General features: G+C 64.7%; 20 protein-coding genes and 1 tRNA gene. 12 read left to right on the top strand and 9 right to left on the bottom strand.

Annotated features, from left to right (window positions below; genetic code table 11):
• Nucleotides 1-4 precede the first annotated feature (4 nt).
• The 3 genes from FJ424_RS11735 to FJ424_RS11725 all read left to right on the top strand — a co-directional run bounded on the left by FJ424_RS11735 (nt 5) and on the right by FJ424_RS11725 (nt 3,590).
• Nucleotides 5-1,546, top strand: a complete 1,542-nt coding sequence (locus FJ424_RS11735; RefSeq protein ID WP_140654494.1) for an NADH-quinone oxidoreductase subunit C — start codon at nt 5-7, stop codon at nt 1,544-1,546.
• 21 nt (nt 1,547-1,567) lie between these two features.
• Nucleotides 1,568-2,104, top strand: coding sequence for an NADH-quinone oxidoreductase subunit B family protein (locus FJ424_RS11730; RefSeq protein ID WP_140654496.1), 537 nt, complete (start codon nt 1,568-1,570; stop codon nt 2,102-2,104).
• Nucleotides 2,105-2,279: 175 nt separating this feature from the next.
• Entirely contained in the window at nt 2,280-3,590 is a 1,311-nt protein-coding gene (locus FJ424_RS11725; protein ID WP_246677223.1) for an MFS transporter, read from the top strand.
• A gap of 47 nt (nt 3,591-3,637) precedes the next feature.
• Here the strand turns inward: FJ424_RS11725 and FJ424_RS11720 are convergent, their stop codons facing one another.
• Both FJ424_RS11720 and FJ424_RS11715 read right to left on the bottom strand, forming a co-directional pair.
• Nucleotides 3,638-4,168, bottom strand: coding sequence for a dihydrofolate reductase family protein (locus FJ424_RS11720; RefSeq protein ID WP_140654498.1), 531 nt, complete (start codon nt 4,166-4,168; stop codon nt 3,638-3,640).
• 137 nt (nt 4,169-4,305) lie between these two features.
• Complete coding sequence (locus FJ424_RS11715; RefSeq protein WP_140654500.1) at nt 4,306-5,205, bottom strand: AraC family transcriptional regulator; 900 nt, start codon at nt 5,203-5,205, stop codon at nt 4,306-4,308.
• A gap of 172 nt (nt 5,206-5,377) precedes the next feature.
• Here FJ424_RS11715 and FJ424_RS11710 point away from each other — a divergent pair, with 172 nt between their 5' ends.
• On the top strand, nt 5,378-6,331 hold the full coding sequence (locus tag FJ424_RS11710; RefSeq protein WP_140654501.1) for an aldo/keto reductase: 954 nt from the start codon (nt 5,378-5,380) through the stop codon (nt 6,329-6,331).
• A 486-nt stretch (nt 6,332-6,817) separates the two neighbouring features.
• On the opposite strand, the gene FJ424_RS11705 is transcribed toward FJ424_RS11710, so the two are convergent.
• Complete coding sequence (locus FJ424_RS11705) at nt 6,818-7,462, bottom strand: hydrolase (protein WP_140654503.1); 645 nt, start codon at nt 7,460-7,462, stop codon at nt 6,818-6,820.
• Nucleotides 7,463-7,616: 154 nt separating this feature from the next.
• Here FJ424_RS11705 and FJ424_RS11700 point away from each other — a divergent pair, with 154 nt between their 5' ends.
• Complete coding sequence (locus FJ424_RS11700) at nt 7,617-8,510, top strand: LysR family transcriptional regulator (protein WP_140654504.1); 894 nt, start codon at nt 7,617-7,619, stop codon at nt 8,508-8,510.
• A gap of 164 nt (nt 8,511-8,674) precedes the next feature.
• A complete protein-coding gene (locus tag FJ424_RS11695; protein ID WP_140654505.1) occupies nt 8,675-8,872 on the top strand; it encodes a hypothetical protein in 198 nt (65 codons plus the stop codon).
• 247 nt (nt 8,873-9,119) lie between these two features.
• Here the strand turns inward: FJ424_RS11695 and FJ424_RS11690 are convergent.
• Both FJ424_RS11690 and FJ424_RS11685 read right to left on the bottom strand, forming a co-directional pair.
• Nucleotides 9,120-9,196: transfer RNA gene (locus FJ424_RS11690), tRNA-Arg, on the bottom strand.
• 188 nt (nt 9,197-9,384) lie between these two features.
• The gene (locus FJ424_RS11685) at nt 9,385-10,875 is read right to left on the bottom strand and encodes a HAMP domain-containing sensor histidine kinase (protein ID WP_140654506.1); all 1,491 of its coding nucleotides are present in this window, start codon (nt 10,873-10,875) and stop codon (nt 9,385-9,387) included.
• A gap of 254 nt (nt 10,876-11,129) precedes the next feature.
• Here FJ424_RS11685 and rpmH point away from each other — a divergent pair, with 254 nt between their 5' ends.
• The 3 genes from rpmH to yidC are packed head-to-tail and all read left to right on the top strand — an operon-like array spanning nt 11,130 to nt 13,469.
• Nucleotides 11,130-11,264 (top strand): 50S ribosomal protein L34, encoded by a 135-nt coding sequence (gene rpmH / locus FJ424_RS11680; protein ID WP_008833937.1) that lies wholly within the window; start codon nt 11,130-11,132, stop codon nt 11,262-11,264.
• 16 nt (nt 11,265-11,280) lie between these two features.
• On the top strand, nt 11,281-11,634 hold the full coding sequence (rnpA, locus tag FJ424_RS11675) for a ribonuclease P protein component (protein WP_140641883.1): 354 nt from the start codon (nt 11,281-11,283) through the stop codon (nt 11,632-11,634).
• Between the two features lie 14 nt (nt 11,635-11,648).
• Nucleotides 11,649-13,469 carry a membrane protein insertase YidC gene (gene yidC / locus FJ424_RS11670; RefSeq protein WP_140641885.1) on the top strand — a complete coding sequence of 607 codons (1,821 nt, stop codon included), beginning with the start codon at nt 11,649-11,651 and terminating at the stop codon, nt 13,467-13,469.
• Between the two features lie 548 nt (nt 13,470-14,017).
• Here yidC and FJ424_RS11665 read toward each other — a convergent pair.
• Genes FJ424_RS11665 through FJ424_RS11655 form a run of 3 tightly spaced genes read right to left on the bottom strand, consistent with a single transcriptional unit; the run spans nt 14,018 to nt 17,305 of the window.
• The gene (locus FJ424_RS11665) at nt 14,018-15,562 is read right to left on the bottom strand and encodes a DHA2 family efflux MFS transporter permease subunit (protein ID WP_140654507.1); all 1,545 of its coding nucleotides are present in this window, start codon (nt 15,560-15,562) and stop codon (nt 14,018-14,020) included.
• Nucleotides 15,559-16,848, bottom strand: a complete 1,290-nt coding sequence (locus tag FJ424_RS11660) for an HlyD family secretion protein (protein ID WP_140654508.1) — start codon at nt 16,846-16,848, stop codon at nt 15,559-15,561. Before FJ424_RS11660 ends, FJ424_RS11665 begins: the two co-directional genes overlap by 4 nt.
• The gene (locus FJ424_RS11655; RefSeq protein ID WP_140654509.1) at nt 16,841-17,305 is read right to left on the bottom strand and encodes a MarR family transcriptional regulator; all 465 of its coding nucleotides are present in this window, start codon (nt 17,303-17,305) and stop codon (nt 16,841-16,843) included. The genes FJ424_RS11660 and FJ424_RS11655 overlap by 8 nt, the downstream gene beginning before the upstream one ends.
• A 166-nt stretch (nt 17,306-17,471) precedes the next feature.
• Here FJ424_RS11655 and FJ424_RS11650 point away from each other — a divergent pair, with 166 nt between their 5' ends.
• The 3 genes from FJ424_RS11650 to yihA all read left to right on the top strand — a co-directional run bounded on the left by FJ424_RS11650 (nt 17,472) and on the right by yihA (nt 19,193).
• Entirely contained in the window at nt 17,472-17,786 is a 315-nt protein-coding gene (locus FJ424_RS11650) for a hypothetical protein (RefSeq protein WP_140654510.1), read from the top strand.
• Nucleotides 17,787-17,871: 85 nt separating this feature from the next.
• Nucleotides 17,872-18,510 (top strand): CatB-related O-acetyltransferase, encoded by a 639-nt coding sequence (locus FJ424_RS11645; protein WP_140641895.1) that lies wholly within the window; start codon nt 17,872-17,874, stop codon nt 18,508-18,510.
• A 14-nt stretch (nt 18,511-18,524) separates the two neighbouring features.
• Complete coding sequence (gene yihA, locus FJ424_RS11640; protein WP_140654511.1) at nt 18,525-19,193, top strand: ribosome biogenesis GTP-binding protein YihA/YsxC; 669 nt, start codon at nt 18,525-18,527, stop codon at nt 19,191-19,193.
• 12 nt (nt 19,194-19,205) lie between these two features.
• On the opposite strand, the gene FJ424_RS11635 is transcribed toward yihA, so the two are convergent.
• Nucleotides 19,206-21,680, bottom strand: coding sequence for a DNA translocase FtsK (locus FJ424_RS11635; RefSeq protein ID WP_140654512.1), 2,475 nt, complete (start codon nt 21,678-21,680; stop codon nt 19,206-19,208).
• Between the last annotated feature and the right edge of the window lie 180 nt (nt 21,681-21,860).

Genomic DNA, 21,860 nt, shown 5'->3' with positions numbered 1-21,860 from the left:
GCGCATGGTGAGGAAAAACACGCCCGTGCTCGCCGATGTCATCGAAGCCGGTCGTCGTCGGATCGAGCATCACGTTCCCTGGCCGCGCGCCGTGGTGACCGCGAAGGTCTGGAACCTCGCGGTCGAGCAACTCGCCAATGGTCGCTGGAGCCTGCTCGGCCTGTGGGGGGAGCCGGACAAGGTGCATATGGCGCTTCTCGACGAAGCGCAGAGCATCGGCGTCATCAGCCTGGATTGCCGCGGCGGCCGCTACCCGTCGATCGGCCAGCACCACGCGCCCGCCTTGCGGCTGGAACGCGCCGCCGCGGACCTGTTCGGGCTGGCGCCGCAGGGCCTGGCCGACACCCGCCGCTGGCTCGACCATGGCCAATGGGACGTCTCGCATCCGCTGGCCGTGCGGCCCGGCGGACCGGCGACCGCCGCCTCCTACCGGTTCCTCGCGGCCGAGGGTGAAAGCCTCCACCAAATCGCGGTCGGGCCGGTGCATGCCGGCATCATCGAGCCGGGGCATTTCCGCTTCACGGCCGGCGGCGAAACGGTAGTGCGGCTGGAAGAGCGGCTGGGCTATGTGCACAAGGGCATCGAAGGCCTGATGGCAGGCGCGCCGATCGACCGGGCCGCAAAACTCGCGGGCAGGACGTCGGGCGACAGCACGGTCGCTTATTCGCTGGCCTTTGCCCGCGCTGTCGAAGCCGCGCTCGGGCTCGAGGTTCCCGCGCGTGCAATCTGGCTGCGGGCGCTGATGGCCGAACTGGAGCGCCTTGCCAATCATCTCGGCGACATCGGCGCCATCTGCAACGACGCCGCCTTCGCGATCATGCACGCGCATTGCGGCGTGCTGCGCGAGCGCGTGCTGCGCGCCGCCGACGCCGCCTTCGGCCATCGCCTGATGCGCGACTGTATCGTGCCCGGCGGCACGGCGAGCGATCTGGACGAGGCGGGGACGAGCGCCATCCGGTCGCTGGTCGCGGAGATCAGGAAGCACTTCCCGCATCTGGTCGAACTTTACGACAACACGGCATCGCTGCAGGACCGCACGGTGGCGACCGGCCGGCTCACGGTCGAGCTTGCCCGGCAATATGCCGCCGGCGGCTATGTCGGGCGGGCCTCGGGCCGCGATTTCGACGCGCGCCGCGCCCCGGGTTACGCGCCCTATGACGAACTCGCCTTCGATGTGCCGGTGCTGCGGGAGGGCGACGTCAACGCGCGCGTCTGGATCCGCGTGCGCGAGGTCGAGCAGAGCCTGTCGCTGGTCGAACAGATCCTCGGGCGGCTGCCCGCCGGCCCGATCCGCGCCGATATCGCCGCAGCGGGCGATATTGCGGATGGACCGCGTGAGGGCATGGCGCTGGTCGAGGGTTTCCGCGGCGACATACTGGCCTGGCTGCGCATCGGCGAGAACGGCACGATCGAGCGCTGCCACCTGCGCGACCCTTCATGGTTCCAATGGCCGCTGCTGGAAGCGGCGATCGAAGACAACATCGTCGCCGACTTCCCGCTCTGCAACAAATCGTTCAACTGCTCCTATTCCGGCCACGACCTCTAAGCAGGGCCAAGGCACACCGCCATGCGAAAACTGCTCTTCGAAAGCCTGATCCGCCCGCCCTTAACCGAGCGCCCGCCGCAAGCGAGCGACACGGCCGTCGACGAGCTGGCGCGCGCCCTCGACGGCACAGCCCGCAAGCGGCTCGGCCGGAGCCTGTCGATCCGCGCCGTGGACGCCGGCTCCTGCAATGGCTGCGAGCTCGAAATGCACGCGCTCAACAACGCTTTCTACGACATCGAGCGCTTCGGCTTCCGCTTCGTCGCCTCGCCGCGCCACGCCGACGTGCTTCTGGTCACCGGGCCCGTCACGAAAAACATGCGCGAGGCGCTGAAGCGGACTTTTGACGCGACCCCCAATCCGAAATGGGTGGTCGCGCTCGGCGACTGCGCCAGGGACGGCGGCTGCTTCGCCGGCAGCTACGCGGTCGTCGGAGGCGTGTCGGACGTGGTGCCGGTCGACCTGCACATTCCAGGCTGCCCGCCGGCGCCGATCGAGATCCTCAAGGGATTGATCGCGCTGCTCGACGGCGCGAACGGCAAGGCGGGCGCCCGCAGCTGACGGAGACGACGAGCCCGGCAATCGCATTTTCAGTGCAAGCCGAGCCGTGCTAGGATTTCGAAGAGAGGTCCGGGCCGCAAAATTCGAGAAGCTCGATTGGGCAGGCAGCAGGCCGGCCGTAGCGGCCGCCCGCAGATTTGGTGGGGCAAAAGATGGGAGGGGGCAGTTCGGCCGTATGGCCAAGGTTGGCGTTGGCCTGCACGCAGTGCCGGAGCGCCGGGCGGCGCAGGCCGGGCGAAAGCAGGTCTTTTTGCACGAGCCAACCGATGCGCCGGCAGGCATGCCCTCCGCACCGGACCTGATCGTCATGCGTGGCCGCTGGACGATCCTTGCAGTCCTCTTTGCCGCTCGCGCCGCAATGGCGGTGCAATTCCAGAGCATCGCGGCCATCGCGCCGGAGCTGGGGAAGACACTGAACGCCAATCTCGCCGATATAGGCGTGCTCATAGGCCTCTATTTCGCGCCGGGCATCGCGCTGGCGCTGCCGGGCGGTGCGATCGGACGTCGCTTTGGCGACAAGGCGACCGTGCTTGCCGGATTGGTCATGATGCTGGCGGGCGAGGCGCTGCTTTGCATCTCGACTTCATGGAGCGTGCAAATCGCCGGCCGGCTGATCGCGGGCATAGGCGGCGTGCTGTTGAACGTGCTCATGACCAAGATGATGGTCGACTGGTTCGCGGGCCGGCAGATCGCCACGGCGATGGCGATCTTCATCAACTCATGGCCGCTGGGCATTGCCCTCACGCTCGTCGCGCTGCCGCTGATCCAGGCTGAATTCGGAATTACGGGCGCGCAGATCGCGGTCATGGCGCTTATCGGCGCAACCCTGGCGCTGGTGGGGCTTTTCTACCGGCCGCCAAGCCAGTCCGCCGCTCCGGTTTCAGCGCAAGACGCGCGACTTGGGCTGCCGGCCGTCTGGGCCGTGCTGCTGGCAGGCTTGATATGGGCCTTCTACAATGTCGGCTTCGCCATGATCTTCAGTTTCGCGCCGTCGATGCTGGTCGAGCGCGGCTGGTCGACGGCCGCCGCCGGCTCGGCCGTCAGCATCGTGCTGTGGCTCGCGGCCCTATCCGTTCCCCTTGGAGGCTACCTCGCGGACCGCGCGGGAAGCCGCAATACGCTGCTTGCCGCAAGCTGCCTGGCTTTCGCTGCGCTGATTGTGCTGTTGTGGCGGGGCTCGCCGGTGCCGCCCACATTGGTTGCGCTCGGCCTCGTCTGCGGGCTCCCAGCCGGATCAATCATGAGCCTGCCGGCGCGGGTGCTGGCGCCGGCGACGCGAGCGCTGGGAATGGGACTCTTCTACACGGTCTACTACGCCACGATGCTGATCGCGCCCTGGCTCGGCGGCAGGCTGGCGCTTTGGACTGGCCACGCAGGCGCAGCCCTCGGCCTCGGCTCGGCGGCACTTATGGCCTGTCCGATGCTTTTGTGGGGGTTTGAACGCTGGCTGCTCGTGCAGGCCCGAACGGCGCCGCGCGCGAGCTGAGACCTTACGAATTTTCGACAGGCGGTGGCGCGCCGGACGTCGCGAGATCAGGCCGGAGCGTAGGTCAACCTGATCACATCTTCGCCGATCCGATCATGCGCCATCAGGCGGAGCGGTGGTCGGGGTCCGGCGAAATAGGGCTTGCCGTGACCAAGCACGACCGGGTGCAGGTAGATCCGATATTCGTCGATCAAGCCCAGTTCGGCGAGGCTTCGCGCCAAGTCCGGGCCGGCGACTTCGATCTCGCCGTCGCGCTCGGCCTTCAGCTTCCGCATTGCGCCCTCAAGATCATCTTCGACGAGCGTGGCGTTGGGACCTACAGACTGCAATGAGCGCGAGACGACCCATTTCGGCTGGCGCCGCCACGCCGCCGCGTAGGCAAGCCGCTCGGCGTCCCACTCGGGATGCTCGTCGTCCCAATAGCGCATGATCTCGTACATGCGGCGACCGTAGACGCTGCCCGACTGCCGCTCGGCCTCCGCGATGAAGTGGCGGAAGAGCGTGGGGCTTGGCCCGAACGCCGTATGATCGACATAGCCGTCCAGCGACTGGTTCATTCCGAACACGAGCTTGGCCATTGCCTGCTCCTCACATGGATTCGCGCGATCTGATTGCGTTGTGCAATCGGTCTAGGTTAGGTCGACTGATTTTATTTTGCAATTGGTTTTTGGCGCGCATGAACGCCAATTTGAAACCGGTGCCGGGCAGGCTGAACTCAAGCCACCACTGCCAAGCCCGGCGAGGCGCGCAAGCGGGCTATGTCGCGCGCCGGCGGTTCTCCAAAGTGGCGGCGATATTCGCGACTGAACTGCGACGCGCTTTCGTAACCTACGCGGAAGGCGGCAGTCGTGGCGTCGATGTCCTGGACCAGCATCAGGCTGCGCGCGTCCTGCAGCCTGAGCTGCTTCTGGAATTGCAGCGGCGTCATCGCCGTCACGGCGCGAAAATGCTCGTGCAGGCTCGACGGACTCATGCCTACTTCCGCGGCAAGCCGCTCGATGCTGAACCGTTCCCGGAAGTTCTTCCCGATCCAGGCGATGGCGCGGCCGACCTGGGCCACCCGACCTTGGCCGGAGGTGATGTGCCGCATCCTGGCGCCGTCCGGGCCGGCGAGCAGGCGATAGAGAATTTCCTGCTCGGCAAGCGGCCCGAGCACGGGCAGCGCTGCCGGATCGTCGAGCAGGCGCAGCAGGCGCAGCGCCGCGTCGAGCAGACCGGCGCCGGCGTCGGACACCGTCTTGCCTATGGGCGGGGATGGCGCTCCCGGCGGCAGTGGCACGCGCAACGCCAAGTCCCCCAGCATGACCGGATCGAAATCGAGATACAGGCAAAGATAGGGCTTGTCGGGCGTCGCCTCGACCACACGGCCTATGGCTGGCAGGTCGTAGGTCACGACTCCATAGCGCCCCGGTGCGTATCTGAACACGCGGTCGCCCAGGGTGACCTCCTTGTGCCCCTGCGCGACGAGGCACAGTTGCGGCCGGTAAACATTCGGCATCGGCATCGTCACCGTGGAGGATCGAACAAGCGTCACACGTTCGACGGGGGTGGCGTGGAAGCCATCCTTCGCGACGTGCCGGGCAATCACGGCCGCGATTTCGGTCAGCGTTTCCATGAATCGGACCATCGCACGCGCGCGGAAGGGCGGCAATGCGAACCCGCAGCTTCTGGAGGATTGGGCAGCAATCCCGGCGCATCAGGCTAACGGTTCGACGTCGCCCCGCATCACAGTGTCAGCGGCGCCTGGTTCACAGCAAACCTGGCTGCGGGACAAGTATGGAGCAAACATGAGAACCGATGATCTGAAGACCCCCACGGTCGCACTGGGCACGTGGGCCTGGGGCGACAGCGGCGAGACTGGCAACGGCTACTTCGGCAGCCACCTGACTCAAGCTGGCCTGGAAGAGGCCGCCGACAAGGCGCACGCGGCCGGGTTCACCCTGTGGGACACCGCCCTGGTGTACGGCATGGGCCGTTCCGAAACCGTACTCGGGGAGGTCCTGAAGCGCTACGCCCGCAGCGGCTACCAGCTCTCCACGAAGTTCAACCCGCGGATCGCGGGAACCAGCGACGATCCGGTGGCGGACATGCTGGAGCAGAGTCTGGCCAACCTCGGCACCGACTACATAGACCTCTACTGGATTCACAATCCAGCCGATGTGCCGCGGTGGACTCCGCACCTCATTCCGTTGCTGAAGAGCGGGAAGGTCAAACATGTCGGCGTCTCGAATCACAACCTGAGCGAGATCAAGCTCGCCGACCAGATCCTGCGCGAAGCCGGGTTCCGGGTCGAAGCCGTCCAGAACCACTATAGCCTCCTCTACCGCAGCTCTGAGCAAGCTGGCATCTTGGACTACTGCCGCAACCAAGGCATCCCGTTCTTCGCCTATATGGTGCTCGAACAGGGCGCCTTGACCGGCCGGTACAGCCCGGAGAATCCGCTGCCGGAAGGCAGCAGCCGAGCAGCGATTTACAACGGCATGCTGGCTCAGCTGAAGGCTCTGACGGACAAGCTCGCCTCGATCGGCCTGAGCCAGGGTGCAGCAGCGCCCGATGTCGCGACAGCGTGGGCGATAGCCAAGGGCACGACGCCGATCGTCGGCGTCACCAAGCCCCATCATGTCGACGGTCTGGCCCGAGCCAGCAGCATCACGCTCACCAGCGACGACATCGCGGAGTTGGAAGCTCTTGCCGACGCCGCTAACGTGAACACCCGCGGCTTCTGGGAACAAGAGATGTAAGTCTAGGCCGTCGGACCGCCGCTCCGAGCGACACGGCAGGCGATCATTTACCTCCGCGTGATGATCGCCTGTGACCGAGCAGGTTGCCGGTTGCCTCCACCTGATTGTGCAAGTGCTCCAGAACGCGTTGCGCCATTCCGCAAAGTTCCGGATCACCTGCGCTGCGATGGTTGCCTTGTCTTGCGGTAGGAACCGCTCTTAGCGTTGCTGCACCATGTCGGGCGTGTCCTGGATCGCGTAGCTCACCGCACACCGAACCTTTCCAGCCTCTGCCTTTGGCGCCATGGGCGGCCGCGCCTAGTCGCGCCAGATGACGCTTTCGGGATCGGCGAAAGGCTTCACCGCTGCCGGGTCAGACGGGGCCAGCATCCGCGCACATGGATTTATCGCTGACATCAAAAGGCTTTCCCGTGAGGTGAGAATGGCGAGGGCCGGCAAACGGATCGATTCCGACCCTCACCGAAATGCTCGCCATCCCGGCCGGGATCAGCCAGCTACTGGCGTGTTGAGAAGCTGCTGCTCCCAAAGATACGCGATGCCGCTGCCGCCGAAGTGCTGGATGAGAATCTCGGTCAGCTCCTCGACATGCTCGGTCCGCGCCCAATCGCGTTGCCATTCGCCAGCGAGCGCCATCACGGTCATCACGTTCGCGCCGGCCGCGATCATTCGCTGGACGGCAACTTCGTGAGACTCCTTCGAAATCCCGCCCGACGCGTCGGTGATCACGGTCACGTCCCAGCCTTCGCCGGCGGCTTGGATCACAGGCATTGCGACGCAGACCTCGGTCCACAGACCGGCGATGATCAGCTGCTTGCGGCCGGTCGCCTTGACGACGTTCACCACATTCTCGTCCTGCCAAGTGTTCACCCAGGTGCGATCGATGACTTCCTGGCCCGGAAATACGTCGGTGATCTGCTTGAAGAGACGTCCGCCGCGCGCCGCGATCACGCTGGTGAGAATGGTCGGAACATTGAAGGCTTTTGCCAGCTTCGCCAGCGCGGTCGTGTTGTTGACCACCATGTGCGGATCGTGGCTGTTCAGGTTTGCGAGTTGATAAGGCTGGTGGTCGATCAGAACGAGGACCGAATCTTCGGGACGAAGAAGCGAATCGAGGCCGTTACGAGGGGTCATCAAGACATCCTTTCTCTGCCGCTATGGACGGCGATGGGGTTCACGGGCGACATGCGCCAGCCGGCGACGTTGCCGGGACGCAATTTGCTGTTCCTTTGGGTGATGAGGTAGTGCCGTACTCAGGTAAGCTGTGTCGCGAAATAAGGAACGACGAATGAACATCGAAGATCTCCAGACATTCGTCGCCGTGGCCGATGCAGGGGGCGTATCGGCCGCCGCACGCCGGCTCGGCGTCTCCAAGTCAATCGTGAGCCGGCGGCTTTTCCGGATCGAGGCAGAACTCGGCGTCCAGCTTCTTGCACGAACGACCCGCGGGGCCGCGCTTACGGAAGCGGGGATCACGTTCAGAGACCACGCGGCCAGAGCCAGCGCCGAGATCGATACCGCAAGGGAAACCATCCTGCCATCCGGCGACCTTCGCGGCCGCCTGAGGGTTGCCATGCCGCTTACTTTCGGCCCGACGCACTTCGCTCCCGTGCTTGCGGAAATGGCGCGCCAGCATCCGCGGCTTCACATCCAGACCTCCTACAGCGATCGCTTCGTCGATCTCATCGCAGAGGGTTTCGATTGCGCGATCCGGGGCGCCTACCTTCAGGACTCCAACCTGATCGCGCAGCGCGTCGGGCCGATCCATGGAAAACTTGTCGCAAGCCCGGATTACATCAAAGCGCATGGGTCACCGGAGACTCTGGACGAACTCGTCACCCATCAGGCCCTCATGCAGGGAACGGAAGCCTGGCAGTTCATGGATGGCAGCAAGATTGTTACGGTCCAGCCGCAGGGCAAGTTCAAAGCCGACAGCGCCACGGCACTTGCCGCTGCTGCGGCGGCAGGCCTCGGCATCGCCTGGCTCCCCGATTGCATCACATATGAATATGTGGTCTCCGGTGCATTGGTTCCGATCATGACACGCTATCCGGTACCTCCGGGGGCCGCGTATGTCGTACGCCCGCCGGGTCAGCATCCCGCGCGGAAAGTGCGGGTGCTCACCGAAATGCTGACTGAGTATTTCAAACGGAACCCGAGGCTTTGGGGCCTCGACGGCTAAGAAGCTTATTCAAGGATCTGCATTCGACGTCGGCATTCCTTCGGCGATATAGGCCCGAATGTTCCACCTGCTGCGACACAGCTTGACTTATCTAGGTGTTTGCTAGTCTGGCAGCCGGTCGCGCGCCAGTTTAGACATTCTGGCAGCGCAGGAGGATGACGCACATGAGTTGGAACCCAGCCATCGAGCCCGGCTGCCCCGATGAGGTGGGCATCGACGCCATCGAGACCCTCATCGTCGCGCCCTGCCAGCGCCGAAGCGGCAAGCCGGTTGGCGCGCGCAGAATTGGGGCAAGGGGCGCTTCGATCTGCCGGTCGATGACCGGGATGAGCATATTCCTCTTCCGGACTGACCGGCGCTGATAAGGTGATCGCCGGACACGGCTCGGGCGGTCGAAGACGACCTGAAGACGTCCGTCTTGCGGCGCATAGCGATCATCCAACGCCGAATGCGTGAGCTCCGCCTTTGGCCAAATTGCTCATCCGAGCGTAAGCGATTCGAACTTCTTCACCGCCTAACGTCGCCATTTCTACTCATATTTGTACTTGGGCTGTCTGCCGCTCTTCGCGCCGGCGTAGTTCGGCGGCATGGAGGGCAGTTGGCGGTATTTGGCGCGCCCGAAGAGATTCGAACTCCTGACCCCCAGATTCGTAGTCTGGTGCTCTATCCAGCTGAGCTACGGGCGCGCAACAGGCCGTGCATGACACAGGCCCCGCGTTCCGGTCGAGACGGCCGGCCGCGATGTGGAGTGTTCCCTAACGACTGAATTCGCGAAAAGCAAGCCGATCCGGCAAAAGTTTTGTCGCAGGCGGTTTTGCCGGCTTTGATCGAGGCGCGCCGCTGCCGACAGGCGGCTCAGCCGGAGGCGGCAACCTCAAGCCGGGCGGCGCAGGCCGTTGCGCGCCTGGTCGAGCCGGACAGGCTGGTCGGGGATGGTGACGGCGAAGACGGTGCGGCCGCCGATCGATTCGACGAGCTCGACGGTGCCGCCATGGGCGCGGGTCAGCTCGTGCGCGATCGCCAGGCCGAGGCCGGTACCGCCGCTGCGGGCCGAGCCGCGGAAGGCGGCGAACAGGTTCTCGCGCGCCTTGGGCGGCAGGCCGGGGCCGGTGTCGGTGACGGTGATGCGGCTGACGCTGCCGTGGCGCTCGGCGGCGACCGCCAGCCGGCGCACCACCGCGCTTTCGGTGTCGGCGGCCATCGCCTGAATGGAGTTGCGGCAGAGATTGGTGAGCACGCGGAAGAGATGGTCGGAATCGGCGTCGACCTCGAAGGCGAGCTCGACGCCGTTGATGAACTCGATGCCCTCCTCGATGTCGAGCAGGCCGTGCACGTCGTCGACCAGCTGGCGCAGCCTGAGCCGCCGGCGCGACGGCGCCGGCTCCTGGGTGCGGCCGTAGTGAAGCACGCCTTCGGAATAGGAGACGGCGCGGTCGAGGGCGCGCAGAAGCTTCGGCGCGAAGGCCTGCACGGTCGGGTCCTTCACCTGGCGCAGCCGGTCCGACATCAGCTGCGCGGACGCCAGGATGTTGCGCATGTCGTGGTTGATCTTGGAGACGGCCAGGCCGAGGTCGGCGAGATGCTTCTGCTCCGACAGCATCTTCTGCAGCCGGTCCTGCATCTGCGACAGCTCGCGCTCGGCCACGCCGATCTCGTCGGCGCGGTCGGCGGGGCGGATGACGCGGCCGGGATCGTCGGGCGCCTCGGAGAAGGCCAGGATCGAGCGCGTCATGGTGCGGATCGGCCCGATCATGATCAGGTCGATCGCCGCATAGACCAGCATGGCGGTGAACAGCGAAATCAGCAGCGAGACGACGGCGACGTTGCGCGAATATCGAAGCATGGCGTCGCGCAGCCTGTAATCCGGCATGATCAGCTCGAATTCCTTGTCGCTGTCGCCGACCGGGCCGAAGACCCGCAGCATGCGCTTGCCGCCGAAGAACAGCGTGTCGAGCGCGCCGGTCATGCCGTTGACCAGGCCGACATCGGCGATGTCGATATGCTCGTCGACCTGGGGCGGCATGTCGGAAACGACGAGCAGCCGCGAGACGCCGCCGTCGCGCACGGCGATTGCCTTGGCGCCAATCGCCATCAGCACGTCGTTCTGGGCGTTATGCGACAGCGCGTTGGGCTCGCCCTGCAAGAGCACGATCGACACGGCGGCGGCGGTGCTCAACCGCTCCTTCAGCCAATTGACCCGGTAGCTGGCGATCCAGGGCAGGAAGATCAGGATTTCAGCCAAAAGCACGAAGGCGATGGTGAGGAAGAGGAGCTTGGTCGACAGGCCGCGCGACAGCGGCACCCGGCGCGTCGAATTCGCCGCCGGCCTTGCCTTCTCGTTCGTGGGCAGAGTTTCACTCGTCATTGACGCGCATTCACAAAGGCTTGATCGGCCAAGATTATGCGATTTGCGGCTTTTTTGCCAATTTCAACCTTGGTCCAGCAAAAAAGCCTCGGAGGCACCCCGGATTGACTTCCCAAAACCTTCTTCCTATAAGCCCGCTCACGCTCGGGCCATTCGTCCCGGCGCGGTTTCGATCGCGCCTAAGCCGGCCCGGCAAAGCTCCTGTTACAGAGTGACAGAATCAAGAAGGGCCGCACCCCGCGGTATTAAAACAAATGAAGCGTACCTACCAACCGTCCAAGCTCGTCCGTAAGCGCCGGCATGGTTTCCGTGCCCGCATGGCCACCAAGGGTGGCCGTGGCGTCGTTGCCGCCCGCCGCAATCGCGGCCGCAAGCGGCTCAGCGCCTGAACGAAAGACGAGATCGTTGCCCGCAACCGGCAAGCCAAAGGGGAAAACCCCCGGGCGGCTTCTGAAACGCGCGGAATTCCTGGCTGTGCGCGGCGGCGAGAAACGCCGCGGGCGGCTTTTTCTCGTTGAAGTTCTCGACCGCGGCGATGACCTTGCGCCGCGCGTCGGCTACACCGTCACCAAGAAGGTCGGCAACGCCGTGGTGCGCAATCGCGTCCGGCGGCGACTGAGGGAAGCCGTGCGCGTCCATGCCGCCGATGACATGGCGCCCGGCAGTGATTATGTCATCGTCGGGCGTGAAGACGTGCTTGCCATCCCGTTCGGCCAGTTGAAGGCCGAGCTTTCCCGCCGGCTGCGCGGAACACGATAGGCCAAAGGCTTTCGATGGAAAACAACCGCAATTTCTTCATCACCATCGCGCTGTCGGTGCTGATCCTGACCCTCTGGCAGGTGTTCTACATGAACCCGCGCATGGAGCAGCAGCGCGAGCAGACCCGCGTCGAGCAACAGCGCGTCGAGGCGCAGAAGAAGGAAGCGGGCGGCGGCGCCAACTCCGGCGCGGCCGGAACGCCGGCTCCCACCGCTGGCGCGATCCCCAACGCGCCCGGCGGCGATACGGTGACGGCGGCCAGCCGCGACCAGGCTGTTGCCGCGACCAAGCGCGTCAAGATCGACACGCCCAGCCTCGAGGGTTCGATCAACCTGACAGGCGCGCGCCTCGACGACCTGAAGCTCAAGCACTACACCGAGACGGTCGACAAGAACTCGCCCGAGATCCAGCTTCTCAACCCGCAGGCGCTGCCCACCGGTTATTTCGCCGAGATCGGTTTCGTCGGCACCGACAAGACAGGCGCGGTGCCTAGCTCGGACACGGTGTGGAGCGTCGAAGGCAATCCGACGCTGACCCCGTCGACGCCGGTGACGCTCACCTACACCAACGACAAGGGCCTGACCTTCAAGCGCACCATCTCGGTCGACGACAACTACATGTTCACCGTTTCCGACACGGTGCAGAATTCGGGAAGCGCAGCCGTCAGCCTGTTCAACTACGGCCGCGTCACGCGCTACGACAAGCCGGCCGTCGCCAGCACCTATGTGCTGCATGAAGGCCTGATCGGCGTCACCGGCACCGAAGGGCTGACGGAATACAAATACGCGGCCATCGAAAAGGACAAGGAAGTCAAGCCGGGCAAGTCGACAGACGGCTGGCTCGGCATCACCGACAAATACTGGGCCGTCACCCTGGTGCCCACCGAAAAGCAGCCCTTCCAGCCGCGCTATGGCTACTTCGAGGACGGGCGCCACCGCTATCAATCCGACTTCCTCACCGATGCGATCAATGTCGGTGCCGGCCAGTCCGCAACTGTCGAGACGGAGATTTTCGCCGGCGCCAAGGAAGTCGCCAAGATCAATGCTTATGAGGCTGACCGTCATATTCGCCAGTTCAACTTGTTGATCGACTGGGGCTGGTTCTACTTCATCACCAAGCCGATGTTCTGGCTGATCGACACGCTCTACAAATTCTTCGGCAATTTCGGGCTGGCGATCCTCGCCACCACTGTCGTCGTCAAGGCCATCTTCTTCCCGCTGGCGAACAAATCCTACGCCTCGATGGCCAACATGAAGAAGGTGCAGCCGAAGATGGTCGAAATCCGCGAGAAATACGCGGACGACAAGATGAAGCAGCAGCAGGCGATGATGGAGCTCTACAAGACCGAGAAGATCAATCCGCTCGCCGGCTGCTGGCCGGTGGCGCTGCAGATCCCGGTCTTCTTCTCGCTCTACAAGGTGCTCTACATCACCATCGAGATGCGGCACGCGCCATTCTTCGGCTGGATCCACGACCTTGCGGCGCCCGATCCGACGTCGATCTTCAACCTGTTCGGCCTGCTGCCCTTCGCGGCGCCCGCCTTCCTGCCGCATATGGGCGCCTGGGCGGTGGTCATGGGCATCACCATGTTCCTGCAGATGCGCATGAACCCGGCGCCGCCGGATCCGACGCAGGCGGCGATCTTCACCTGGATGCCGGTGATCTTCACCTTCATGATGGGCTCGTTCCCGGCCGGCCTCGTCATCTACTGGGCCTGGAACAACACGCTGTCGATTCTGCAGCAGGGCGTGATCATGAAGCGCCAGGGCGCCAAGATCGAATTGTGGGACAATCTGGCGGCGCTGTTCCGCAAGAAACCATCGCCAGCGGAATAGAAGGCGCCACGGGTTACAGATCAAAACCCCGGCCTTGGCCGGGGTTTTGTTGGAGATGCCGACGGGACAGCTCCAACCTTCACGATTGGCCGTGTCCCTCTTCTCCGTCGTCATGTATGGGGCGGAGCAAGGAGCGAAGCGACGCGCGCAGACCCTGGAATCCATGCCGTTACGCTAAGGCATTGCAACGGTTACAGAATTCTGCACCGTCACACTCTGCGGCAAAGGTCACGGAAATGGATCCTCGGGTCAAGCCCGAGGATGACGACGTCACGGGGTTTCGGCCAATCTCCAACGTCGGCATCAGTAGCGCCCGCGCCAACCTTCGCGATTGGCCGTGGCCCTCTTCCCGGTCGTCATTCCAGGGCGGAGCAAGGAGCGAAGCGACGCGCGCAGACCCTGGAATCCATGCCGTTACGCTAAGGCGTTGCAACGGTTACAGAATTCTGCACCGTCACACTCTGCGGCAAAGGTCACGGAATGGATCCTCGGGTCAAGCCCGAGTATGACGACGTCGCGGGGTCGGATGGCCGAGCTGGGCGGACGCCTCACTCCATGACCGCGCTGTGGTCGACCTTGGCCGGCGTGCCCGGCTTGCGCAGCAGAAGCACCAGCGGGATGGCGGCCAAAGACAGGATCATCATCAGCTTGAAGTCGTCGACATAGCTGATGATCGTCGCCTGCAGCGTCACCAGGCCGTCGAGCGCGGCGCGGCCGGCAGCGGTGTAGGGGCTCAGCGCTTGCGAGACCGCCGGATCGCTGAAGGCTGGGTTGTACGGCGTCACATAGGTGGCGATGTTGGCGTGGTTGATCTGCTGGTTCTGCGTCAACAGCGCCGTGACGACCGAGATACCGACGCTGGAGCCGATGTTGCGCGACAGATTGTAGAGGCCGGTGCCCTCAGAGCGCCGCTCCGGCGCCAGCGTGGCGAAGGTGATGGTGGTGAGCGGCACGAACAGGAAGCCCAAGCCGGCGCCCTGGATGAAGCCGGTGCTGATGATCGTCCATTGCGAGACGTCCGGCGTCCATCCGGTCATGTCGTACATCGCCCAGGCGGTGATGGCGAGGCCGATGAACAGCAGCCAGCGTGTGTCGACCTTGCCGACCAGCCTGCCGACGATGAACATGCAGGCCATGGTGCCGAGGCCGCGCGGCCCCATGACGATGCCGGCCGTCACCACCGGATAGCCCATCAGCGTCTGCAGGTAAGGCGTCATCAGCGCCAGCGAGGCGAGATAGGTGATGCCGATGATGAAGATGAACACCATGCCGACGGCGAAGTTGCGGTCGAGGAACAGCCGCGGGTTCACGAAGGTGTCGCGCGCGGTGAAAGTATGGACGATGAAGATGTAGAAGGCCGAGGCGCAGACCAGGGCTTCGACGATGATCTCGGCCGAGGAGAACCAGTTGAGCTGCTCGCCGCGGTCGAGGAACATCTGCAGCGAGGCGATGGCGATCGAGAGCATGCCGAAACCCAGCCAGTCGAGCCTGGCCTTCAAGTCGAGCTTGGTTTCCTGGACGAACATCGAGACGCCGATAAAAGCCAGTGCGCCGATCGGCACGTTGATGTAGAAGACCCAGCGCCAGGAGACGTTCTCGGTCAGCCAGCCGCCGATGACCGGGCCAAGCACCGGGCCGACCATGACCGAGACGCCGAACAGCGCCATGGCCGAGCCGCGCTCCTCGACGCTGTAGATGTCGAGCAGGATCGACTGCGACAGCGGCACGAGCGCCGCGCCGAACAGGCCCTGCAGCAGGCGGAAGCCGACGATCTGCGGCAGCGACTGGGCAAAACCGCACAGCACTGAGGCCACCACGAAGCCGGTGATCGCCACCAAAAGGATGCGCTTGCGGCCGAAGCGGTTGGCGAGATAGCCGGACGGCGGCGTCATCACGGCGGCGGCGACGATATAGGAGGTGAGCACCCAGTTGATCTGGTCGGCGCTCGCCGAGACGCTGCCCTGGATATAGGGCAGCGCCACGTTGGCGATGGTGGTGTCCAGCGCCTGCATGATGACCGCAAGGATCACACAAGCGGTGATCGCGCCGCGATTGGCGACCACGGGCGCGCCTGTCGCGGAAGCCGTCGTCATGACTTTGGTCCGGATTGCTTGAAGAGGTTGGTGATGAAGTCAGGCAGGCCGCGGGCGTGGCCGGTGTCGATGCTGACGACGGCGCTCATGCCGCCGCGCAGCGGCGGCTTGCCGTCCGGATCGGCGATCGTCACCCGCATCGGGATGCGCTGCACGACCTTGACCCAGTTGCCGCTGGTGTTCTGCGCCGGCAGCAGCGAGAAGCTGGACGAGGAAGCAGGGCTGATCGAGCCGACGGTGCCGTGCCAGACCTCGCCCGGATAGCCGTCGATGCTGATCGTCGCCGTCTGGCCGGGACGCACATAGGTGAGCTCGGTTTCCTTGGGCTCGGCCGCGATCCAGATATCGGTCGACGACACCAGGCTGAAGGCCGGCTGCGAGGCCGGCAGGTACTTGCCGACCTGCAGCGCGTCGACATTGGTGACTATGCCATCGAACGGCGCCTTGACGACGGAATCGTTCAGGTTGCGCTGCGCGTCGTCCACGGCCGACTGGGCCTGCAGGTAGAACGGGTTCTGCTCGACCGGCTGGCCGGCATCGCCGCCGAGCTGGGCAAGCATCGCCTGCGCCTGCGCCTTGGCGACAGTCACCTTCTGGCGGGCCGCAACGAGGTCGTGCTGGGCGCTGTCGAAGGTCGCCTTGGAGGCGGTCGAGGTCTTGAGCAGGTCCTGCTGACGCTGGAAGGCGGACTCGTAATAGGGAATGTCCGCTTGCGCCTGGTCGATCGAAGCGAGCGACTGCTGGTAGCTCGCCTGCAACGTCAGCACCTGGTTGCGCACGGTGCCGAGCTGCGCCTTGGCGCCCGCCAGCGCGGTTTCGAAGGAAGCAGGCCGCAGCCGGAACAGCACATCGCCCTTCTTCACCGCCTGGTTGTCGTGCACGTCGATCTCCTGCACGGTGCCGGAGACATCGGTCGAGACGCCGAGCGATTGCGCCTGGATATAGGCGTTGTCGGTGGTCATGATCTGGCCGCCGATGACGTAGTAGTAGCCGCCGGCCACCAGCGCGACGGGCAGCAGCGCAAACAGGATGGGCCGCGTCAGGCTGCGGCGCGGCTTTACGGGAGCGGGCGGAGCCACCGTGACGGCTGCCGGCTTCGGCTGTGCCGAGGGGGCCTCGGCTACCGGCTCCGGCGCCACGGGCGCTTCCAGCTCGTCGTCTTCGACGACAGGCGGGTTGGCGCGCCTCTGTTCGCGCTGGCTGTCCAGGCTGATGACCTGGTCGCTTACTCTTTCGCCGACATTTTCCTCGTCGGTAGGCTTTCTGGGTGAGGTTCCTTCAGACATGGACTTTCTCCCGGTCGAGGGCCGGCTGGGCGCAGGCCTCGAGCAGATTGGATTTGATCAGGCAAAGGGTTTGCAGCAGTTGCCGCTGCGCTTCCGCGGACAGGCCGGTGAAGGCCTCCTCGCGCGTCTTCTGGCCATTGCTGCGCATCACTTCGATGAGCGGATGGGCCTTCGGGGTCAGATAGAGAAGCCACGCCCGGCGGTCGGCCGGATTGGGCCGACGCTCGATGAAGCCGCGCGCCTGCATCTTGTCGAGCAGCCTTGCGAGCGTGATCGGCATGATCTCGATGAGGTCGGCCAGCTTGTTCTGGTGGATGCCCTCACGCAGCGAAAGATAAGCCAGCACCTGCCACTGCGCGCGGGTCAGGCCAAAGGCGCGCGACCGCTGCTCGAACCGCTTCCTGAGCAGGCGCGCGACATCGTGCAGCACAAAGCTGATATTTGGCGAGGTGGACATGGGAGGACTTCGGAGGCTGCGGACAAACTTTCGTGAGCATGCTTATTATCATCATGCACATAATCCTGCTGGACGCGGAGCGCAAGACCGACTAAGGCGCTTGGTAAAAATATCGCATAGGCCAAAACCCGGCCGGGCCGGCCTGGTTTGCGGCAAGGACAAGACGATGAACCGGCTCAAGATCATCATGCTGGCGCTGCTGGCGGGATATGCTTTTCCAGCCGCCGCGAAGGACGCGGTGAGCTGCGGCGGAGCGGCGATGCTGGGTGGCGCGCAGCTCAATTGCAGCCACGTGCAACCCAAGGCGCCGCCGCAATTCTGCACCTTCAGCTGGGCGCTGCACACGACGGCCGGCGAGCAGAAAATCGTCGAAGGCAGCTTCTCGCTGCCGCCCGGAGCCTCGAATGTCCAGGTCTATCAGGGCAGCGGTTTCGACAGCGCCCTTTCCAACCCGATCGTGATCTGCCGCGGCAACCATTGAACGGTTGGCGCTGTGGAACGGATCACGTTAGTTTGATCTCGCGCGAACCGCGCCGTGACATGCCTGCGACCATGGAGGGACCGCGATGACCGGACCCAACCCCAACATCAAGCATCCGATTGCGATGCATCCGCGCGTCGGCTTCCTGAAGGGGCTGGTGAGCGCGCCGAATATCGAGATCGGCGACTTCACCTATTACGACGACCCCGATGGTCCCGACAAATTCGCCGAGAAATGCGTGCTGCATCACTACGACTTCATCGGCGACCGGCTGGTGATCGGCAAGTTCTGCGCCATCGCCGAGGGCGCGCGCTTCATCATGAACGGAGCCAACCACGCCATGTCCGGCTTCTCGACCTATCCGTTTAACATCTTCGGCCATGGCTGGGAGGAGGGTTTCGACCCGCGGACATGGTCGAACGAGATCCGCGGCGACACCGTCATCGGCAATGACGTGTGGATCGGCATGGATGCGGTGGTCATGCCGGGCGTCAAGATCGGCCACGGCGCCATCGTTGCCGCGAAATCGGTTGTCACGCACGACGTGCCGCCTTATGCGATCGTCGCCGGCAATGCGGCCAAGGTGGTGAAGATGCGCTTCGATGAATTCACGGTGCGGCGGCTTTTAACGGCAGCATGGTGGGACTGGCCGGTCGACAAGATCAGCCGCAACCTCGATGCCATCCGCGGCGCCGATATTTCCAGGCTGGAGGCAGCGGTTTGAATGCGCCCGAGAAAATGACAAACGACAAGAGCACGAACGAAACGGCGATAAGCCCGGAGCTGTTCACCCGTGGTTGGATCTTCATCCGCGGCGTGCCGTCGATGAAATTCCTGCCGCCGGAAGGACCGCCGGAGATCGCTTTCGCCGGACGCTCCAATGTAGGCAAGTCGTCGCTGATCAACGCGCTGGTCGGGCACAAGGGCCTGGCGCGGACATCGAACACGCCGGGGCGCACGCAGGAGCTCAACTATTTCGTGCCCGACGGCTTTTCCGGCGAAGGCGCCGACCTGCCGCCGATGGCGCTGGTCGACATGCCGGGCTACGGCTACGCCAGCGCGCCGAAGGACAAGGTCGATGAGTGGACGAAACTCATCTACGAGTATCTGCAGGGCCGCGTGACGCTGAAGCGCGTCTATGTGCTGATCGACGCGCGCCACGGCATCAAGGCCAAGGACGAGGAAGTGCTGACCCTGCTCGACAAGGCGGCCGTGTCCTACCAGGTGGTGCTGACCAAGACCGACAAGATCAAGGCCGCCGGCGTGCCGAGGCTGATCGAGGAGACGCTGGCCAAGATCAAGAAGCGGCCGGCGGCGTTCCCGGTGGTGCTGGCCACCTCGTCGGAAAAAGCCGCCGGGCTGGACGAGCTGCGCACCGCCATCGCCCTGGTGGCGAACGGCGGCTGATTTCGTTGGACCTCAATCCATCTCGTCGCGTTCAGGCTCGCGGTCGCGCCGGCCGGTGAGGATTTCGCGCTTGCCGACATGGTTGGGGGCGCCGACCAGCCCTTCCTTCTCCATGCGTTCGACCAGCGAGGCGGCGCGGTTGTAGCCGACGCCGAGGCGGCGCTGGATGTAGGAGGTCGAGCATTTCTTGTCGCGCTTGACCACCTTGACCGCTTCCTCATAAAGCGCGTCGCCATCCTCCTCCGCGATCGCGCTTTTGTCGAAGACCAGGCCAGCGTCGGCGGCTTCCTCGGTTTCCTCCTCGTCGGCGGTGACGGTGTCGAGATATTCGGGACGTCCCTGCGCTTTCAGATGCGCCACGACCTGCTCGACCTCCAGGTCGGACACGAAGGGACCGTGCACGCGCGAAATGCGGCCGCCGCCGGCCATGTGCAGCATGTCGCCCTGGCCGAGCAGCTGCTCGGCGCCCTGCTCGCCGAGGATCGTGCGGCTGTCGATCTTCGACGTCACCTGGAAGGAGATGCGGGTCGGGAAATTGGCCTTGATCGTGCCGGTGATGACGTCGACGGACGGGCGCTGCGTGGCCATGATCAGATGGATGCCGGCGGCGCGCGCCATTTGCGCCAGCCGCTGGATGGCGCCTTCGATCTCCTTGCCGGCGACCATCATCAGGTCGGCCATCTCGTCGACGATGATGACGATGTAGGGCATGGGCGCGAGGTCGATCGCGCGCTCCTCGAACAGCGGCACGCCGGTGCCTTTCTCGAAGCCTGCCTGTACCTGCATGGTCACGACCTCGCCCTTGTCGCGGGCGCCTGCCGCGCGCTGGTTGTAGCCGTCGATGTTGCGCACGCCGAGGCGCGCCATCTTGCGGTAGCGGTCCTCCATCTCGCGCACCGCCCATTTGAGCGCTGTAACCGCCTTCTTGGGATCGGTGACGACCGGCGTCAGGAGATGCGGGATGCCGTCATAGACAGAGAGTTCCAGCATCTTGGGGTCGACCATGATGAGGCGGCATTCCTGCGGCGTCAGCCTGTAGAGCAGCGACAGGATCATGGTGTTGATGGCGACCGACTTGCCGGAGCCGGTGGTGCCGGCCACCAGCAGATGCGGCATCTTGGCGAGTTCGGCGATGACCGGTTCGCCGCCGATCGTCTTGCCGAGTCCGAGCGCCAGCTTGCAGGATGTGTTGCGGAAACCGGCCGATCCGACCAGCTCGCGGAAATAGACCGTCTCGCGCGTTTCGTTGGGCAGCTCGACGCCGATGACATTGCGGCCCGGCACCACGGCGACACGGGCCGAGATGGCCGACATGGAGCGGGCAATATCGTCGGCCAGCCCGATGACGCGGCTGGATTTCACGCCCGGCGCCGGCTCGAACTCGTAGAGCGTGACGACCGGGCCGGGGCGGACATGGATGATCTCGCCCTTGACGCCGAAATCCTCCAGCACGCTTTCGAGCAGGTCGGCGTTCTGCTCCATGCGCTCCTGCGACATGTAGAAGCCCTGGCCTTCCGGCGGCATCTGCAGAAGGTCCTCGGAGGGAAGCTCGTAACCGGCCATCGCGGATAGCGGCACAACCTCGCCGGCCATGGGCAGCGAAGGCGTCCGCCTAGCCGTCCTTGCACTCGACGGGGCGGAAACCGGCACGGGCTCGACAGGCGTCGGCTGGACGGCCGCGAAGTCCGGCGTGGACATCGAGGCAGAGCCAGCATTCGACACGTTGGAGCGCCATTCGATGACCCGGTAAAACGACGTCGCCTCGCTCATGAAGGGGGCATGGGCTTGGCTCGACTGGGCCGCCGGACGATGCGCCGGCATCGGCTTGACCGGCGGTTGCGCCGGAACGGCCGGCGCCTGACCGGCTTCGTTCAAACGCGCCCGCGCCAGGCGCTCGGCGAGGAAGGGCATGCCGAATTCGAAAAAGGCATGATCGGAAAGATAGGACCAGCGCAGTCCGCTTGGGCGCGGTTTTGGCGTCGGAGCGGCGGCAGCCTGGGGGGGCGCCGCGGCCGGAGGGATTGCGGCAGGGGCAATCGCGGAAGGCGCGCGGACCGGTCTGGTTTGCATCGGCGCTGCGGCGGGAGCGGCTGCGACGGTGGGACTTTTGCGGACCGGAGCGGCGGGTGCCGGCGGCGCGGGCCGGACGGGCTCGGATACCTTGTCATGCGCGGCATCTTCCACCTGCGGGGCGGCGCGCCTGGAGAGATCGGTGTCCGGTGTGCGGGTGAACCGTACATTTGGCGCAAGGAAGAAATAGTCCTGCCATGCCGGGCGGCTGAACTCGCCGCCATCGGCCGATTCGGAGGATGCGGCGCGAGACGCGTCCGCTTCGCCTGCCGGCGCAACGCGCAACGCGACCACCTGCCCCGATTGCGCCTGCGGCTGCGAGGCCCCGCCACCGCGCCCGTTCGTGCCGTGATCGTCTTCGCCGTTATAAGCGGAAGCGCCGGAAAGATTGGCACGGGAAAAGCGCGTGGATGTCATTCTCGAGACTCGCCGATTGAACGTCTCCCGAGACATAGGAAGCGATGGTTAACAGGTCCTTCCGAAAGTGGCTGCTGGACGATGCCGATCGAAATTTTGAGAGGCCGCGGACGATCTCGACGACGTCGCGTTCAGCCGTCATTGCCCGCGCCGTCAAAGACGCGGCGAGGCCCTTCAGCC

Origin of the sequence: Mesorhizobium sp. B3-1-8 (genome assembly GCF_006439495.1) — a bacterium.
GTDB lineage: Bacteria > Pseudomonadota > Alphaproteobacteria > Rhizobiales > Rhizobiaceae > Mesorhizobium.
The sequence above is the reverse complement of the archived record's forward strand: the minus strand, read 5'-3'. Positions and strand labels throughout refer to the sequence as shown.

Coding starts and splice junctions, on each gene's coding strand:
- FJ424_RS11735 (WP_140654494.1), top strand. CDS start 5: ATGGTGAGGAAAAACACGCCCGTGCTCGCCGATGTCATCGAAGCCGGT.
- FJ424_RS11730 (WP_140654496.1), top strand. CDS start 1,568: ATGCGAAAACTGCTCTTCGAAAGCCTGATCCGCCCGCCCTTAACCGAG.
- FJ424_RS11725 (WP_246677223.1), top strand. CDS start 2,280: ATGGCCAAGGTTGGCGTTGGCCTGCACGCAGTGCCGGAGCGCCGGGCG.
- FJ424_RS11720 (WP_140654498.1), bottom strand. CDS start 4,168: ATGGCCAAGCTCGTGTTCGGAATGAACCAGTCGCTGGACGGCTATGTC.
- FJ424_RS11715 (WP_140654500.1), bottom strand. CDS start 5,205: ATGGAAACGCTGACCGAAATCGCGGCCGTGATTGCCCGGCACGTCGCG.
- FJ424_RS11710 (WP_140654501.1), top strand. CDS start 5,378: ATGAGAACCGATGATCTGAAGACCCCCACGGTCGCACTGGGCACGTGG.
- FJ424_RS11705 (WP_140654503.1), bottom strand. CDS start 7,462: ATGACCCCTCGTAACGGCCTCGATTCGCTTCTTCGTCCCGAAGATTCG.
- FJ424_RS11700 (WP_140654504.1), top strand. CDS start 7,617: ATGAACATCGAAGATCTCCAGACATTCGTCGCCGTGGCCGATGCAGGG.
- FJ424_RS11695 (WP_140654505.1), top strand. CDS start 8,675: ATGAGTTGGAACCCAGCCATCGAGCCCGGCTGCCCCGATGAGGTGGGC.
- FJ424_RS11685 (WP_140654506.1), bottom strand. CDS start 10,875: ATGACGAGTGAAACTCTGCCCACGAACGAGAAGGCAAGGCCGGCGGCG.
- rpmH (WP_008833937.1), top strand. CDS start 11,130: ATGAAGCGTACCTACCAACCGTCCAAGCTCGTCCGTAAGCGCCGGCAT.
- yidC (WP_140641885.1), top strand. CDS start 11,649: ATGGAAAACAACCGCAATTTCTTCATCACCATCGCGCTGTCGGTGCTG.
- FJ424_RS11665 (WP_140654507.1), bottom strand. CDS start 15,562: ATGACGACGGCTTCCGCGACAGGCGCGCCCGTGGTCGCCAATCGCGGC.
- FJ424_RS11660 (WP_140654508.1), bottom strand. CDS start 16,848: ATGTCTGAAGGAACCTCACCCAGAAAGCCTACCGACGAGGAAAATGTC.
- FJ424_RS11655 (WP_140654509.1), bottom strand. CDS start 17,305: ATGTCCACCTCGCCAAATATCAGCTTTGTGCTGCACGATGTCGCGCGC.
- FJ424_RS11650 (WP_140654510.1), top strand. CDS start 17,472: ATGAACCGGCTCAAGATCATCATGCTGGCGCTGCTGGCGGGATATGCT.
- FJ424_RS11645 (WP_140641895.1), top strand. CDS start 17,872: ATGACCGGACCCAACCCCAACATCAAGCATCCGATTGCGATGCATCCG.
- yihA (WP_140654511.1), top strand. CDS start 18,525: ATGACAAACGACAAGAGCACGAACGAAACGGCGATAAGCCCGGAGCTG.
- FJ424_RS11635 (WP_140654512.1), bottom strand. CDS start 21,680: ATGACATCCACGCGCTTTTCCCGTGCCAATCTTTCCGGCGCTTCCGCT.